Origin of the sequence: Paenibacillus sp. RC21, from assembly GCF_044907935.1 — a bacterium.
Classification (GTDB): Bacteria; Bacillota; Bacilli; order Paenibacillales; family Paenibacillaceae; genus Paenibacillus; species Paenibacillus terrae_A.
The window spans coordinates 54,601-71,123 of record NZ_JBIYCS010000011.1; the positions used below are offsets into that span (position 1 = coordinate 54,601).

At 51.8% G+C, this 16,523-nt stretch carries 16 protein-coding genes; 8 read left to right on the forward strand and 8 right to left on the reverse strand.

The window, feature by feature from the left end; all coding sequences use genetic code 11:
• The first annotated feature begins 59 nt into the window (after nt 1-59).
• Both ABIA61_RS24285 and ABIA61_RS24290 read left to right on the forward strand, forming a co-directional pair.
• Nucleotides 60-722 carry a class I SAM-dependent methyltransferase gene (locus tag ABIA61_RS24285; protein ID WP_283655345.1) on the forward strand — a complete coding sequence of 221 codons (663 nt, stop codon included), beginning with the start codon at nt 60-62 and terminating at the stop codon, nt 720-722.
• A gap of 84 nt (nt 723-806) precedes the next feature.
• Nucleotides 807-1,508 (forward strand): HAD family hydrolase, encoded by a 702-nt coding sequence (locus tag ABIA61_RS24290; protein WP_283655346.1) that lies wholly within the window; start codon nt 807-809, stop codon nt 1,506-1,508.
• 49 nt (nt 1,509-1,557) lie between these two features.
• Here ABIA61_RS24290 and ABIA61_RS24295 read toward each other — a convergent pair whose 3' ends face one another.
• The 6 genes from ABIA61_RS24295 to ABIA61_RS24320 are packed head-to-tail and all read right to left on the reverse strand — an operon-like array spanning nt 1,558 to nt 8,297.
• A complete protein-coding gene (locus ABIA61_RS24295; protein ID WP_283655347.1) occupies nt 1,558-2,724 on the reverse strand; it encodes a YheC/YheD family endospore coat-associated protein in 1,167 nt (388 codons plus the stop codon).
• Nucleotides 2,706-3,221, reverse strand: a complete 516-nt coding sequence (locus tag ABIA61_RS24300; protein ID WP_283655348.1) for a GNAT family N-acetyltransferase — start codon at nt 3,219-3,221, stop codon at nt 2,706-2,708. Before ABIA61_RS24300 ends, ABIA61_RS24295 begins: the two co-directional genes overlap by 19 nt.
• A gap of 17 nt (nt 3,222-3,238) precedes the next feature.
• Complete coding sequence (locus tag ABIA61_RS24305; protein WP_283655349.1) at nt 3,239-4,348, reverse strand: YheC/YheD family endospore coat-associated protein; 1,110 nt, start codon at nt 4,346-4,348, stop codon at nt 3,239-3,241.
• Entirely contained in the window at nt 4,345-5,715 is a 1,371-nt protein-coding gene (locus ABIA61_RS24310) for a YheC/YheD family endospore coat-associated protein (protein ID WP_283655350.1), read from the reverse strand. Before ABIA61_RS24310 ends, ABIA61_RS24305 begins: the two co-directional genes overlap by 4 nt.
• Before the next feature lie 12 nt (nt 5,716-5,727).
• Nucleotides 5,728-6,882, reverse strand: a complete 1,155-nt coding sequence (locus tag ABIA61_RS24315) for a YheC/YheD family endospore coat-associated protein (RefSeq protein ID WP_404581367.1) — start codon at nt 6,880-6,882, stop codon at nt 5,728-5,730.
• A 44-nt stretch (nt 6,883-6,926) separates the two neighbouring features.
• On the reverse strand, nt 6,927-8,297 hold the full coding sequence (locus tag ABIA61_RS24320) for a YheC/YheD family endospore coat-associated protein (protein WP_283655352.1): 1,371 nt from the start codon (nt 8,295-8,297) through the stop codon (nt 6,927-6,929).
• Nucleotides 8,298-8,460: 163 nt separating this feature from the next.
• Here ABIA61_RS24320 and ABIA61_RS24325 point away from each other — a divergent pair, with 163 nt between their 5' ends.
• From ABIA61_RS24325 to ABIA61_RS24335, 3 genes are all read left to right on the forward strand, one after another.
• Nucleotides 8,461-8,805, forward strand: coding sequence for a YlbF/YmcA family competence regulator (locus tag ABIA61_RS24325; RefSeq protein WP_025685398.1), 345 nt, complete (start codon nt 8,461-8,463; stop codon nt 8,803-8,805).
• 71 nt (nt 8,806-8,876) lie between these two features.
• The gene (locus tag ABIA61_RS24330) at nt 8,877-9,161 is read left to right on the forward strand and encodes a hypothetical protein (protein ID WP_014280689.1); all 285 of its coding nucleotides are present in this window, start codon (nt 8,877-8,879) and stop codon (nt 9,159-9,161) included.
• Between the two features lie 202 nt (nt 9,162-9,363).
• Nucleotides 9,364-10,698: a DRTGG domain-containing protein gene (locus tag ABIA61_RS24335; protein WP_283656232.1), complete on the forward strand. Its 1,335-nt coding sequence runs from the start codon at nt 9,364-9,366 to the stop codon at nt 10,696-10,698.
• A gap of 41 nt (nt 10,699-10,739) precedes the next feature.
• Here the strand turns inward: ABIA61_RS24335 and ABIA61_RS24340 are convergent, their stop codons facing one another.
• Together ABIA61_RS24340 and ABIA61_RS24345 are read right to left on the reverse strand one after the other, a co-directional pair.
• A complete protein-coding gene (locus tag ABIA61_RS24340; protein WP_283655353.1) occupies nt 10,740-11,237 on the reverse strand; it encodes a sporulation membrane protein YtrI in 498 nt (165 codons plus the stop codon).
• Nucleotides 11,238-11,249: 12 nt separating this feature from the next.
• Nucleotides 11,250-11,579, reverse strand: coding sequence for a YtrH family sporulation protein (locus tag ABIA61_RS24345; protein ID WP_013309582.1), 330 nt, complete (start codon nt 11,577-11,579; stop codon nt 11,250-11,252).
• A gap of 139 nt (nt 11,580-11,718) precedes the next feature.
• On the opposite strand from ABIA61_RS24345, the gene ABIA61_RS24350 reads away from it, so the two are divergent.
• The 3 genes from ABIA61_RS24350 to ABIA61_RS24360 all read left to right on the forward strand — a co-directional run bounded on the left by ABIA61_RS24350 (nt 11,719) and on the right by ABIA61_RS24360 (nt 16,385).
• The gene (locus tag ABIA61_RS24350) at nt 11,719-15,417 is read left to right on the forward strand and encodes a DNA polymerase III subunit alpha (RefSeq protein WP_283655354.1); all 3,699 of its coding nucleotides are present in this window, start codon (nt 11,719-11,721) and stop codon (nt 15,415-15,417) included.
• A 128-nt stretch (nt 15,418-15,545) separates the two neighbouring features.
• The gene (locus ABIA61_RS24355) at nt 15,546-16,043 is read left to right on the forward strand and encodes a phosphatidylglycerophosphatase A family protein (protein ID WP_044648782.1); all 498 of its coding nucleotides are present in this window, start codon (nt 15,546-15,548) and stop codon (nt 16,041-16,043) included.
• A 153-nt stretch (nt 16,044-16,196) separates the two neighbouring features.
• A complete protein-coding gene (locus ABIA61_RS24360) occupies nt 16,197-16,385 on the forward strand; it encodes a hypothetical protein (protein ID WP_013309585.1) in 189 nt (62 codons plus the stop codon).
• Nucleotides 16,386-16,523 lie beyond the last annotated feature (138 nt).

Consider the following 16,523-nt stretch of genomic DNA (forward strand, 5'->3'; position numbering starts at 1 on the left):
GGAATATACGCTCTGAATCCATACCGTTTCACCTTTCATTCAAAAGGAGGCTATATCCCATGAATACCGCTGATCCGTACCTCTCCCGCTTTTTCGTACATTCCGATCCCAATACCTCCAGCCTGATCTACAGGCTGCCCCAAAGCTGGTGGAGCCGTCCCTATGAGTATGAGTGGTGTCTGCACTTTATGTCCGGGCAGGATACGGTGCTTGACGCGGCATGTGGTATCCCGCATCCGTTCAAGTTTGAGCTGGCCCGCCGCTGCGCTCAGGCCTATGCCTGTGATCTGGATATGAGGATCGTTTCCGTGGATGCCATATTGGCCGAGGTGCGCCGGGATATTGGAGAGGAGGCTGCCGAGCGTGTCCAGGAAATTTTACCGGTTCGTCTTCACTCCGCGCATGCTAATCTAACCGCCTTGCCTTATGAGACGGTCAGCTTTGACAAAATTGTATGTATATCAGTGCTGGAGCATCTAACCCCTGATGACTCGTTAGCTACCCTGCGTGAATTTCACCGGACTTTACGAGATGACGGAATGCTTCTGCTGACGTTTGATTACCCTACGGTTAATCTGTCTGCGATGGAGCAATGGATAGGTCAGGCGGGGTTTTCGTACTGGAGCGAGGTTGATCTTAACCTTCCGCCGGATGCCTTGCGCACAGATTTGTGGGGCGGTTTGCATTGTTTCAGGGCTGTTTTGAAAAAATACAAGAGCTAACGGTATGCGCAATGAGGTTTACACGGACCTCTCTTATTGCTTATCATGAGAGGGGTCGGAACTGTAAACCTACATAGGAAAGGAATGACTGACAACTACATGAACAATGCACCTGTGTTGAAGAAACCTGAGGCTATGGTATTTGATATGGATGGTACACTTTTTCAGACGGAGACGCTGCTGCTTCCTGCGTATCACAAGCTGTTTGACACGCTGCGCGCCGAAGGTCTTTTTGAAGGAGAGACGCCTCCAGAGGAGCTTATTTTGAATAGTTTGGGTATGCTGCTGGACGAAATCTGGAGAAGAGTGATGCCGGAAGCCAGCGAAGCGGCCCACAGAAGAGCGGACGAGCTGCTGCTCCAGTTGGAGCTGGAGGGATTGAAGAACGGAAGTCATGCCCTGTATCCGCATGTAAAAGAAACGCTCCAAACCCTCCATGAACAGGGTGTAAGATTGTTCGTAGCTAGTAATGGGCTGGAGGATTATGTGAAAGGGATAGCGGCTGCATATGAAATGGTCCCGATTTTTGAAGGACTGTTTAGCGCTGGTGAATACAGCACACTATCCAAAGTGAATTTGTTGGAGATTTTGTTGAGTAAGCACGGAATTTCCAACGTATGGATGGTAGGTGACCGATCTTCCGATGTGGAGGCAGGCAAAAAGAATGGACAAACGGTCATCGGCTGCGCCTATGCTGGATTTGGCGCAAACGACGAGTTGAAGGGTTCCGATGCGATTATTACGGACTTCACGCAGCTGCTCACATTGTATAAAAACGCAAAGTAACCATTAAGGTATATCAGACATATCACAAAACAAAGGAAGGCTGCCGCTTTTACGCGGAGCCTTCTTTTGTCTTATTCTCTGTTTTGCTCTCTGTGTTGTGATCCGTCAGAGGTTTTGGATTAATTTGTGTGTGATAGACCCATAAGGCATATTCCATGGGCTTGGCGATAGAGCGGCGGTAGGTTTCTTTTTCACCAATACGTGCAAATACCTCGCGTGCTGGCTTCGGATTGACCTCCAGTACGTAAATGTGACCGTCCTTGTTGATCGCCAAATCGAGCGCAAGCTCGCATAATGCCCCGTAGCTTTCCTCCAGATAAGCTGCGATATCCAGCCCGAGCTTTTCCCCTTGCTTGGTGATCTTCTCTCTCTGATCTTCATTACGAATCCATTGTGTCAGCAGTTGATTCATCGGTACTGCCTTGCCTCCGCCATGCAGGTTGGAAGTAACGCTGCGATGTGCCCCGATCCGTCCTGCACATCCAGTTAACTCCCATGTCCCCTGGCCATTTTTTTGCACCAGCATGCGATAATCATGAACCCTGCCATTCGGCAGTTGCACAGGAATACCTTCCTGAACAATGTAATTGTCCATGTTCCAACTGCTCAGACGCGGCTCCAGACGGTCCAGACGCACCCGCTGCTGAGGAATAATATGACGTTTGCGATTGCGGCCCTCGACCAGATACAGGCCCCCTTGCTTGTTAACAGGCTCAATGCGCAGAATTCCACGCCCCCCCGTACCGTTAATCGGCTTTAGGTAGACCAGTGAATTCTTTTTGAGCATCCGCTTTACACTATGAAATCCTACGAACGGCTCCGTATCGGGCAGATGCGGTCGAAAGGCGGCCCTTCTCGCAAGCTGCTGATGAATGGCCCATTTGTTACTCAGCGGTCGGTTTAAATATACGAGATCCGTATATTGCACCCGAAATTGCTTTAACTGCTGATACCGCTCACTGCGCTGTACCCGGCAACGGTCGAAAATCATATCCGGGAATTTCCGCCATTTCAGGGTCCATTTTCCGCTTTGTGGATCATAGATTTGGGCAAGAAGCAGCCTGCGATCCTTATGGACATCTGCAGGAGTGAATACATACATATCCAGTCCCAGTCTGTTCCCTTCTGCAATCATGCGCTCATATATGTCGCGCTCCTCCAATTGCTTCTTGTTGTTCAAATACAAGGTCATGATGCCTAGGACAGGTTTTGGCACAGCATTCCACCTTCCTCTGCCGTCTGCTCATCTTCGGATAACTCCCCGCGAAATATTAGCGTGGGCTTTCCGGTCGGTCCAGTCGTCATGTCATGCGCAACAAGTCCAGCGCGAAAGCAGGTTTTGAGACTGGCCATATTGTCGGCGGCCACGCTGCACGTCAGGCGGCGCAGCTGTTTGAGCTGGGCGGACAGCAGTCTAGCGCCCAGTCTGCGGCCCCGGTAAAGCGGACGAACGATCACGATGCACGCATCCTCACCGTAATTCAGAGCGAGGCAAAATCCCGCAATCCGCAGCCCTTGCTCCGTGCGCAGATAAGCGCACAGGAGGGAGGAGCCGGGTGATTTTAATTGCTCCGGCGTTAAAACGGCCAGCTGCCGCAAGGCATTGCGGGTAATGCGCATGCCACCCGAGCTACGGGCCAGAAATAGCAGCTGCCGTCGTCTCAGCAGCCAGCTCCGGGAAGGCAAATGTTGAACATCGCTAATTTGCGGCATGATTCCACTTCCTTGACTCATAATTTCATTCGTCCGGCCAAATAGGAGCTGTACTGGAATATGCGTCTCAGCGATTTTTGACGAATTTCTGGCTCGTCAAATTTCATCGGTTTGGAGTTGGCTTCAAAAAACCAGAGGATTCCGAACGTATCTACGCCCAAATCCATGGACATTTCGCCGTGGGAAAGACCGGAGCCTCGTTCAATTTGGCGTGCAATCTGTATGGCGGTACTTTTAATCTTGTTCAACATATCCTTACTGTTCTCAGGTCCAAACAGCGCAGATAGCAGTTTGAACGGGTCTTCCACACTTCCGCCGCGCGGAACATGCGTTGTAATGCTCCCCTTACCCGCCAGTCTGGCACCGACTCCCGTGGTGCTCCAAGAGCCGTGGGTGTTTTTTTGCACCAGGATACGCAGGTCGAAGGGCTTTTTCTGATAGGTTGCCAGCTCGATGCCCTGCTGAATGATATAAGGCGAAGCGCCAGCTTCCCGGCGAATACGCCCCCACAGTCGGGACAGCGATACAGATCGGTAGGTTACGCTTTTTTTGTCATGCTGAATCGTCAGCCTGTAAGCCATGAGATGGTCCGGTCGGTATTTGAGAATCATAATCCCTTTTCCGGCCTTGCCGTTCTCTGGCTTGAGATACAGGTATGGATACACTGACAGCATTTTGCCCAAGGAAGACAGGTTGCTTAAGCGTTTGGTCGCTGGTACGAACTGACGAGTGGATTCCGAAGCACGGAGCCATTTGAACAGCTCCCATTTGTTGAAAAAGCCCGGATTGTACAGTTCAATGCCAGAGGCATGAGAAATTTCATTCAGCTTTGTGCGAACAGAAGTTTTAAGCTCATAGTTGCGGTTCGGGATGCGATTATAAATGATTTGCGGTAGTGGAAAATTTTGTTCCTCCCACGTCTGTGAGGTTTTGTTGAAAATATAGCCCCTGACTGTCTCCGATGTCAGCTTCAGGTCCCTGACGGTAACAATGTACACCTGATAGCCCATCCGCGTCCCCATTTCAAGAATATCCCTGAAATTGCGCCGATTTCCCTTGAAAAATTGTTCTTCGTCGTGCACGGTCAATACGGCAACGACTGGTTTGTACTCCGCCCGGGTATTCATAGTTCCTCTTTTCTGCGGAATTTACTGAGGTAAAGACAGTGGTCCAAAATATGCTCCACGGATGCTTTACCCTCCGCACGCAACGATGGATGCTGAAAAATTGATCGCCCGGGCTTGGAATTGGCTTCGAACATCCATACCTTTTCCTGTTGGTCAATGCCCAGATCGAAGCCGATTTCACCCAGCAGATGCTGGTGATGGTACTCGATGGCTTCTGCGAGTGTAACCGCTACGTTCTTGGCACGCTGAAGCACCTCGCCCGCCCGGTCTCCGAATACCCGGTTCAGCGCCTGCTCGGGTGTCATGAGGGAGCCGCCGTTTTTAATATGGGTCGTGACACTGCCGCGTCCGGCTTTTTTGGCTCCAATTCCGACGACGACCCACTGGTTGTTGCCGTTCTTGTGCATATGAAATCGGAAATCAATCGGGCAATTGTCAATCTCAATTAGCTGGATACCCTGCTGAATGACGTAGCCCTTTAACGTCTGGCCCTGATTGGAGTGGAGCATACGTAGCATAGAGTTAAAAGAGTTGAAGCGCAGCAATACATTGCTGTTTTTCTTGCGGTACCTTACATAATAACCTTGCTTGGGAACATGGGAGAGACGGTAAATTCCTTTACCGAGACTACCTCCGCTTGGTTTGTAATAAGCAAATTGATGACGCTCCAGCATGCCTCGGATACGTTCAGAGCTGGGATTCATATACGATTCGGGGACATAGCGGTTAACCTCAGAATTATCTTCCAGCAGATGATAGATATCCGATTTGTTGAAGAAGCTCCAGTTGAAAAAGGGAATCCGTTTGCGGGAAAAGCGTTCGCGCAGCTGATTGATCGCCGGGGAAAAATCAGAGCGGCGGCTCGGCAGCCGATTGTAAATCACGTCCGGTAAAGGTACGATTTTGCGTGAAAATACCCCGCTTGATGACAGAAAATAGCCGTTAATCGTATCGTTTTGCCAGTTGATATCCCGAGGAGTGAAGGCAAAAATATAAGAATTCTTGCTGCCTTCCTTCAGCAGTTGCTTAATAAAGCCCGTGCGTGAGCCAAAAGGGCGGGTGGCAGAGGCGGTACCGTCAGACAGCACTCCAATTAACGGTCCGAGCTGTATATCTCCGTCCAGATTCCGCAAATAGATGGACCCGCTTTTAGGAACACGGATGGCATTACGCAAGCCTGAGGTCAGGTACAGATGGCGTCCCGCCTTCTGAATCGGTTTTATCGTGGTGGGAATCTGATCCTTACCGAGCCGCAGACGAATGGACTTGGTTCCGGATAATTTAAGGCTTTTCAACAAGGCAGTGGATATATACGCCACCTTGTCGGGCTGCTGTGAGAAATGCACATTGCAATGCGTTAAACTCATCTGTTTATCCTCCTATACCATATGTTCAAGGGAGGTGTCTGCGCCCTTTGACCCTGTCACTTTGGAATGGGTCATTAAATATCGAGCATATTCGAGTGGGCGGTTGACTGACCGGAAAGCGCACTTTGGCTGACGGGTCTGGAAAAAGGAGGCCCGACCCGGCCGGGAATTAACCTCCAATAGCCAGATGTTCCCACTCCGGTCAATACCATAATCAATCCCCAGCTCGCCAAGGCGGCCATATCGTTCCTCCAGCGCCCTGGTAATGGTCAGGGACAGCGCCATCATCTGCCAAATGATGAGACGCATGCTGTCCGCGCCATATTGTTCACGAAGGTAAGGTTCTGCCGGATGGGCTGCGCCCCCTCCGTGCAGATTGGAAGTCAGGGTTCCTTTCCTGCCTTCTCTCACGGCAAAGCCCGTCAGACGCCAGCAGCCCTTTCCATCCTTTTGCATGAGCGCGCGGACATCAAAGGGATGACCGCTTTGGCTCGTTAATTTCAAATAAGGCTGCACGATATAGGAGCGTCTGCCTGCAATCCCGTTGACCCATGACAATCCGGCATCCAACTCGGAAAACAAGCGCCGGAACAGACGGTTTCGGGAGTCTCTGCCCTGCACGAGCAGTCCGGCGTCTCCATCCGATAGCCGGAGATACAGCGTGCCCTTGCCGTGCGTTCCGGCCTGGGGCTTCATAAATAGCGCCGAATGGCGGTGCAGCCATTCCACAAGCTGAGCCGTGTCCCGGTAAGGCGCTGTAGGCGGCACAAAGGGACGCACTTCATCTATCGTGTGCAGCGCACGGTACACTTGCCATTTGCCGGGCAAGTTACGCGACCAGTAGATGAGCTTGCGTGATCCCTGCTCTGCCATGTGCTGCAGCGCGTGCCCGGCGTTCCGGCTCCCGTGGGCATGGAAACAGCGGTTATACACAATATCCGGCAGGGGAAAGCGGCTGGATGTCCATACTCCGTCGCGATAGGCATAACCTCGTATGGAGTGATCTTCGGGCGAAATTCCTTCCGCGGTAAACGCCATTACGTTAAGGCCGGAGCGCCTGCCCAACAGACTTAGCCTGCGGCAAAACTCCGCTTCGGTAATCGGGGGAATCGCCGCCTGATTCCGGCTGACGAGCACACCCAGTGTGTCTGGTACGACAAGAGACACCGATAACAGCCTCCTTTGGCAGCCGAATTCCGTAAGAGACGGATTCATTTGAATCCGGCTGAAAAACAGCAATATTCAATCATTTTTTTCACGGACGGTCGAGTTTTCTGATCATTTAACGGCGTATTGTCATTTTTCGACGGCTTGGAGTTGACCTCCAGCAGCCAAATATGCCCCGTGCTGTCAATCGCCAGATCAATGCCAAATTCCGCAAAATGGGCAGGGATCGCTTTCTCAACTCCGTTTGCAATTTCGAGCGCGGCTGTCTTAAGATGGGTCTGGCCGTTCGACTTGGTTAAGGCAGGCAGCGTGGTTTTGGCCAAGGCCTCCTTGACTGTGCTCAGCGTGCCACCTCGCGCCAGATTGGACACAAAATGGCTGCCCCCGGCAATCCGGGCGACGATGGAGGTCACGGTCCATGCACCAGAGGCGTTTTTCTGCACAAGCGCACGAAAGTCAACCGGACGCTTGCCGTGATCAATCAGGGTAAGACCCTGCTGGAGCTGGAAGCGCGTCGTTTTCATTTTTCCTGCCATACCTTTGTACAGCTTCTCGATCGTGGCATACGTTTGCTTTCGTGGTGCGCCGGCGGTAGTGGACAGCACGGAAAAGGTGCCATCGGCTTGCTTCGTAATGCGCATAATACCTTTGCCCAGACTTCCTCGCACAGGCTTGAGAAAAACAGTGGGGTACTGGTTGCACATTTTTTTGAAGACCGCAAAGGTTTGCAGCAAATGGGACTCGGGTAAATACTTGCGCAGGGATGAATTGGATTTAAGCGCATCGAACACTTCATTTTTATCCAGAAACTTTTCATTGAAAATGGCCGTGCCGTACTGCGATTTTACTTCTTTCATAAAATGCTGTACGCTAGTTCTGTTCTCGAGTTTACGAGAGGTAAGCCGGTTATTGACGACATCCCCGGCGGGCATGACCGTCTTTTTCCAGCCTCCGTCATAGACCCATCCCTGAACGCGTCCGGGCTGACTTCCGATATGCTCCGGGGTGAAAAAATACACATATGCTCCTTGTCTGCGGCATTCCCCGATCAGTTCACGGCAGAACAGGGTGATCGACCCGAAAGGCTTGTCGGGCTGTTCGGGATAGTCCCGACTGACCAGCACGCTAATAAGTGGGCCCACTCGAAGTGTCCGGCGTCCTCGGCTGTAGGTTACTCGCAGCTCACAATTGGCATGAAGTCCCATTTTTCGGGCCAGCACGCTTCCCACACGTAGGCCGCTGTAACGGGGTACCGAAATGACGGTAACCTGCTGGCGGAACGAACCGAAGGCGAGCTGTACGGGGTGGCCTGCGGATATTTTCCATTTGCGAAGCAAGGACTCGCCGACCATGAGTACGTCATCCTGCAAGATGCCCGATCCGATGATTTGAATCCTTGTTTTTTTGATGGACATCGTGGATCTCCTTCCGGGCAGCAACTTGATGTCTTAAAAGTAACGGGAAACGTGAAGGGGCTGTAATAGCACTGATTCATCATATGAGGACATATATCCCTTGGTGATTGACGGACAATGTGAAATGTTTGCACGATTATTTGAATTGGAGGAAATAACGAATATGAATATCTATGACAAAGCCCATGATTTGGCAAAAGCGTTGAAGGAAAGCAAAGAGGTGGAGGAAATTACGTCAGCGATGAAGCTGATTGAAACCGACCCGGAAGCCAAGAAAATGCTCGACGATTTCCGTGAGCGCCAAATGGAAGTACAACAGCGGATGATGAGCGGTGATATGCCGGCACAGGAAGAGATGGAAAAAATGGAAAAGCTGTTCGAGGTGCTTAGCCTGAACCTGAATATCCGCCGTCTGTTCGATGCCGAACGCCGCCTGAGTGTGATCATTGAGGATGTCAACAAAATTATCGCAGACAGCCTTCAGCATTTGTACGGTTCGTCTCTGTAAGTTTGTCTCATATTCCTTCCTGCCCTCTCATAGACTAGATACATAGAGTCACAGGGAGAGGAAGGGATAACTTGGGTACTTTTAAAAAATGGAAACACGGCTTGTACACACTGATTGCGCTGGCTATGGTGCTTACCGCGCTGCCGCGCATCTCGCTTACGGGCGGATTGAACTGGGTCAACGGCTTCGGTATCGTATGGGTATTGTTTGCGTTGCTTGTCATCGGAGCGAATCTGCACTTTTTGCTTGGCGTGGATGAGGAAAAACGGAAAACGCTGGAGCGTGTGCGGCGGGCCAAAATGAAGCAGTGGCAGATGAAATGGGATAAAGAAGCTGATAAAGGCAGCACGCTATAAAAAGTTTCCTCCCGGCTTGTCATGAGCATGCTCTGATGCTGCCGATCCGTGATAGTTAAAAAAGCGGTCCCTGTAAAAAGGAGATCGCTTTTTGCTATTTCCGGCTCTGATATGTCGTGATTAACGAGGGTCTAAAAAGACGGGATTTTGTGCTATAATAGATACAGAATGATACAGATTGAACGTTGGGGGTGTAACAGAGTTGGACGGGCTAGATGAAGCAGTTACGAAGCATGAGCAGCTATTGCGTCATATCGAGCAGTTGAAAATAGGCTCCAAAATTTCTGTGCGCAGGTTAGCTAAAGAAATGAGCGTCAGCGAAGGAACGGCCTATCGGGCCGTGAAGGAAGCGGAGAACCTGGGAATTGTCATTACCAAGGAACGCATCGGGACGGTGCGGGTGGAAAAGCGCCCACGCGGGTTGTCCGAGCAACTGACCTTTGCCGATGTCGTGAATATCGTGGAGGGACATGTGCTGGGGGGAAGCGAGGGGTTGGAAAAGCCCTTGCACAAGTATGTCATTGGAGCGATGCGCGAAGAGGCTATGGCCCGATACATTGATGCAGGCAGCTTGCTGATCGTCGGTAACCGCGAGGATGCACATTCCCTTGCGCTAGAGCAGGGAGCAGGAGTACTGATTACAGGCGGCTTTGGTACGAGCCGGGAGGTTAAGCAACTGGCGGACCAGATCAGTTTGCCGATCATTTCTTCGCGTCACGATACCTTTACAGTGGCCTCTATGATTAATAGAGCGATTTTCGACCGCTTGATCAAAAAGAAGATTATGCTGATTGAAGACATCGCGGCAGGTAAACCGAAGACGCAGACCTTGAAAATCAACAGTACCCTTACCGAATTTGAAGAGCTTTCGGTGACGACTGGAAATCACCATTTTGCGGTGGTGGATGAATGGAACCGCCTGATCGGTATCGTCAGCCGCAAGGATGTGGAGGGACTGCAACCCGAGCATACGATGGACAAATGCCTGATCCGCAATCCGGTAACAGTGACCTACCAGACCTCGCTCGCTTCGGCTGCGCAGATGATGGCGTGGGAAGGTGTGGATTATTTACCGGTCGTGGACCGCAACCGCAAGCTGCTGGGGTCCGTCACACGGCGGGAGGTACTGGATGCCTTGCGCAACGCCCAAAAGCAGCCACAGCTTGGCGAGACGTTCGACCAGCTCATTTGGAACGGATTTGCAGAGGAGCGTGATGAGGACGGATTATTATTTTTTCGGGGCTTCGTTATTCCTCAGATGGCGACCAATCTGGGTACCATCTCGGAAGGCGTGCTGGTCAATGTGATGACACAAGCGGGCTACCGGGTTGCCAGAGATATGAGCGGGAAGGATTATGTGCTGGACAATTTAACGACCTATTTTATCAGACCCGTACAGATTGAGGATGCCATAGTTCTTCGTCCGTTGTTGCTGGAAACGAGCCGCCGCACCTGCAAGCTGGAAATTGCAATTTCACGGGAAAATCAATTGGTATGCAAAGCGGTGATGACGCTCCACTCCATTGAACACGGTTAGTGTCCATTCGTGTGTAGTAAGTGGAGTCGGAGTAGAGCAGTTCAATGGCTTTCCGGAAGTCTTTCTTTTGCCTCCAGCCAAATTTGCAGCACACCTTCCATTACAAGCATCGTTTTGACCTGGATCGTATACTCCTTGTCACGAACGGTGTATTTTTTTTGGTGAAGCAACATGCGTACCAGCTTGCTGTCGGAATCAATCTCGAACATGTCCCGGCCACGCAGTACCTCCAAATCCCGGCTGACGCGGCGAAGAAGCTCCTTTAGATTAATAGAGTCAATCTTTTCGGCAGAAGTTTCTTCAGCAATCAATTTGATTTCCTTGACAACAGTCTGACGCTTGCTGTATTTCCGCAGGGTTCTATTGTCCTCCTGCGCTTGCTGGAGCTGGAATTGGAGGTCTTGATTGTTCGTCCACAGCTCATTGAAGCTGGCGTGCCAGATGGCATTGTAGACTATTGCTCCGGTAATCATGCCCAGCACGAAGACGGAGGATAAATGCATAAACGGGCGCAGGCGCTCAAAGGGAGGCACTCTCATAGTCGTTTCACCTCACGGCCGTCCGTTGCCGCACACCCACTTGACCAGCTCTGCACCCATATGAGCGCCTAAAAAGGCGAAAATCAAATACAATATCTGCTTAATGGCAGGCGACAAATTACCATCCAGCATATTGCTCTCAATGACGCGGATCGGGTCCATTGTTCCCCCCACAGCAGCGGCAAGCGCCCATATTTTAATTCTTCCGGCAACCTCCAGCATCGTCTGGGTAGGCGGCTGAAGCGATACCACAGCTCCCATTCCTCCGAGCATGGCTCCCCCGAGCACGATGCCGAAGGCAATGAAGAAGTCGAGAATCGCTTTGGATATAAAAGTGCTCATGCTCTTTTCCTCCTATAAGGTATACGAATCAGGACCGCGCTTGTCCGCCCGGGTCTGTACTTTTATTGTATGGGCGCTACTAACGCGGATATGATAAAATAGTTTGAAGAAAAACAAGCGGTGAAAGGAAGAGAAGCGCATGAGTTCATTTGTGCATTTGCATGTTCACAGCGAGTACAGCCTGCTGGACGGCGCGGCTCGTACCGCGGAGTTGGTCAAACAGGCATCAGCTTACGGAATGAAGGCACTGGCCCTTACGGATCACGGGGTGATGTATGGTGCCATTCCTTTTTACAGAGCGTGTGTAGAGAACGGCATTAAGCCGATTATCGGGTGTGAGGCCTATATGACGGCTGGCTCGCGCAAGGAGCGTGGCAGCCGGAAGGATCAGCCCATATATCATTTAATTTTGCTCGCCAAAAATAAAACAGGCTATCAAAATCTGATGAAGCTGTGCTCTATCGGCCATTTGGAGGGCTTTCACTACAAGCCACGTATCGACATGGAAGCGCTGGCTGCCCACCATGAAGGCATCATATGCTTAAGCGCATGTTTGGGCGGTGAAGTGCCGCAGCATTTGCTGCATGGCCGGGAAGCCGAAGCACGACGGGCAGCGGAACGCTACCGCAACATTTTTGGCGATGATTTTTATCTGGAGCTTCAGGATCACGGTCTGTCAGAGCAAAAGCGCGTAAATCCTCTTCTGATCGCGTTGGCGAAGGAGCTGGATATTCCGCTGGTAGCTACGAATGACGTGCATTATCTGACCGAGCCGGATGCAGATGTACAAGACGTTCTGATCTGCATTGGAACAGGCAAGACGGTCGACGACGAGGAACGCTTGCGCATACCGACACGTCAGTTGTACCTGAAAAGCCAGGAGGACATGGCTCGCTTGTTCCCGCATGTGGCGGAAGCGATCGATAATACGGTACGTATTGCTGAAAAGTGTGAACTGGAGCTGGAATTTGGGCAATCTATTTTGCCAGAATATCGTCCGCTGCCGGAAGGCATGACTCCTTCGTCCTATCTGCGCAGTTTGTGTGTGCAAGGGCTGGAGCGTCGTTATGGGAGTGATCTGGCGTGGGAACAACCGGAGCAACGGGAAAGGCTGGAGCAGCGGCTCAGTTATGAGCTGAACACGATTGACAGCATGGGATTCAGCGATTATTTTCTGATCGTGTGGGATTTTATCGCTTTCGCTCATAAGCATAATATTGCTACCGGCCCTGGACGGGGTTCCTCGGCAGGCAGTCTGGTCGCTTATGTACTTCATATCACGAATGTGGATCCCATGAAATATAACCTGCTGTTTGAACGGTTTCTGAATCCTGAACGGATTAGCATGCCGGATATAGATATTGATTTCAGCGATGAACGACGGGATGAGGTTATCGACTATGTGGTGCAGAAGTACGGTAACGAGCATGTAGCGCAAATTATTACCTTCGGAACGCTGGCGGCAAGAGCCGCAGTGCGTGACGTTGGGCGTGCGTTGAATGTACCGTATGGCGAAGTGGACAAGGCGGCCAAGCTGATTCCGGCGCAGCTCGGGATTAATATCCGTCATGCGCTTGAGATCACCCCTGAGCTGAAGACACTGTATGAAACCAAGCCCAAGACGCGTGAGCTGCTGGATATGGCGATTAAAGTAGAGGGCATGCCACGTCATGCTTCGACCCATGCGGCGGGTGTCGTCATTTCGCGGACTCCGCTGACTGATGCAGTTCCGCTTCAAGAGGGGAGTGAAGGGGTTCCCCTGACGCAATACTCGATGGAAAATCTGGAGCGGATCGGTTTGCTGAAAATGGATTTTCTTGGGCTGCGCACCCTTTCTATTATTGAACGCTGCATGCGTTGGATTACCGAAGAACATGGAGAAACGCCTGATTTTAGCCGCATTCCTGACAATGACCCACATACCTATGACATGCTGGGTAAAGGCGACACAGGCGGTGTGTTCCAGCTGGAGTCGGCGGGGGTACGCCGGGTGCTCAAGGATCTAAAGCCAAGTGTGTTCGAGGATATTATTTCTGTATTGGCCTTGTATCGTCCGGGTCCAATGGGCTTCATTCCTAACTTTATTCAGGCCAAGCACGGGGAGATTGAGGTTCATTATCCGCATCCTGATCTGGAGCCAATCTTGAAGGATACGTACGGCATTATCGTGTATCAGGAACAAATCATGCAGATTGCTTCGCGCATGGCTGGCTTTTCCCTGGGAGAAGCCGATCTGTTGCGTCGCGCCGTATCCAAGAAAAAACGCGAAGTGCTGGACCTTGAGCGTGGCCATTTTGTGGAGGGCAGTGTCAAGCAGGGTTACACGGAAGAGGAAGCTGGAAGGGTCTACGATATGATTGTCCGTTTTGCGGACTATGGATTTCCGCGTGCACATGCGGCTGCCTATGGTGTGCTGGCGTTCCAGACGGCGTATCTTAAAGCCCATTATCCGGTGCAGTTTATGGCCTCTATGCTGACAGCGGTGATGGGTAGCCACCGGAAAGTGGCGGAATATGTCGTCGAATGCCGTCGTATGGATATGGCGGTTCTGCCACCCGATGTAAATGAAAGCGGGGTGCTGTTTACCCCGTTGCAGCAGGGGAATATCCGCTTTGGACTGGCCGCGATTAAAAATGTCGGCACGCAGGCGATGGAAAGTATTCTCGCCGTTCGCAAGGAGCGTCCTTTTGACAGCCTGCTCGATTTTTGTCGTCGCGTGGATTTGCGTGTGTGCAATAAGCGGGTGATTGAATCGCTCATCCAGGCAGGGGCGTTTGACTCGTTGCCAGGTCATCGTGCGCAGTTGATTGCCATGCTGGATGAAACGGTGGATGCGGCGGTCAAATGGCGCAAGGAACGTGACGATTTGCAAATAGATATGTTCGGTTTTGTGGAGATGCCCAATTGGGATATCGAATATCCCGATGTACCGAAATTCAGTGCGGGTCAGCAGCTAGAGCTGGAACGTGAGCTGTTGGGACTGTATCTGTCCGGGCATCCGCTGGATGATTTTGAGCCGTTGCTGGAAAGCAGCGATGCAGAGCGTCTGATGGAATTGGGCGATGTGGCGGATGAAGCGGTTGTCGTGACCGCAGGTATGGTTGTGTCGCTCAAGACGATTACGACCAAACAGGGGAAGGCAATGGCCTTTATTGAGCTGGAGGATCAGATTGAGCGCTGCGAGGTCGTGTTGTTTCCCGAAGTGTGGAAGCGAAGCCACCAGTGGATTGAAAAGGGAGCGCTGCTTGCGTTCCGTGCCAAAATGCAGCACCAGGATGAGCATTTCAAGCTCCTTGCGGACGAGGCCGTCCCGCTGGCGGAGGATTCACTGGCGCGGCTTCTCCAGCGCCGACGTGCTGGAGCGCGTTCGTCCGCCGCGGCCGGAAAGCCCACGTCAGCGGCTGGCTCTGCCGCTGGTGGCCCCGGTGGGGGAGCGCCACGCGTGCCGTCGAGGCCGTCGGCAGCCGAGTCGTCTGCGCAGACGACTACGGCGCCAGCGGTCCCGCCCGTTTCGGCGGCCCGCCCGGCCACAGACACTTCGCCGCACGTCACGGAAGCGGCTCCCGGCGAACAAGCCCCGGCTCCGCGTGGTTCGGAGCCGACAGCCCGTCAGCGGGTGTTTGTCAAAATCACCCGCCAGGCCGAGGAGGACGCCAGCTTGCTGGTCAGCCTCAAGGCGCTGCTACAGGAGCATCCCGGTGCGTTGCCTACCGTACTCTTTTATGAGAGCAGCCAGCGTTTGCTGGCGCTGAGTGATGCTTACAGCATCAAGCCATCGCCTCAGCTTTTCGACCGGATGGAGTCAATGCTGGGTGCGGGCACGGTGAAAGTTAAATAATGAACATTTTCCTCCCCTCCCGCATACACTTGGAACACTGGCGGAACAGGAACATCAGCACTTATCCAACATCATAAGGTTCCGCAAGCTGGAAGACAGAACTGTATGGTGGAGGCGGGAGGGAAATCATGTCCTATGAATACGCAGAAACCCTGTTAATTCGCAGAGGGATTAGTATCGAGTCCATAGCGGACATTGTTTTTCAGCTTCAGCTAAAATATTACCCTCATTTGACCATTGAAGAATGTGTGGACAGCGTAAAGGCAGTTTTGCAGAAGCGGGAAGTGCAGTATACGCTGTTCACGGGTATTGCGCTTGATGAGCTGGCCGAAAAAAAACTTCTTCCCCAGCCGCTGCAAGCCATTATGGAGGCAGATGAACCCCTGTACGGAGTGGACGAGACACTGGCCCTCGGGATTACGAGCGTGTATGGTATGATTGGCTTGACCAGTTTTGGTTATCTGGATAAAGAAAAGACGGGAATCATTGAACAGCTAAACCGTAAAGGCAGCGGTATTCATGTATTTCTGGACGATCTGGTCGCCGGACTGGCAGCTGCCGCTTCTTCGCGCATTGCTCATCGCAGCCCCCATGCCAAGCAATACCCCGTGTCATTGGACACTTGATTCACCTGCACGAACAGAGTCAATGATTTTCTGGGCCCTCTGACCGATCTTAACCGAGCAGGAGGGCTTTTGTTGCGGGAAAAAAGTAAGGTATGTTATCATGAGTCTATTATATGGGCTCAAAACTTGAGGCTTAGGGGGTAGAAACAAGGCATGTGGACGGTGATCTATATTGCACCGACGGCCAGACTGGCTGACATGATTAAGCTCAAACTGTCGGAAGAAGGTTTTATGGTGCAGGCCCGGGCCATCAGCGCATCCAAGCAGCAGTTTGAGATACTTGTGCCTTCGGGTGAAGTCGAAGAAATACAGGAAGTGCTTAATTCGATTTTGCGCCCTTGAGTCCGGAACGGCGGAAGTGATACAGCAGCATGAATGGAACAAAGGATGCACGATCGGCGGTAATGTTTCGCAAAACAGGCGTTGACGTGTGTATAAACATAATGCTAAGAGATGCCGCATAGACGGCAGAGGACCTTG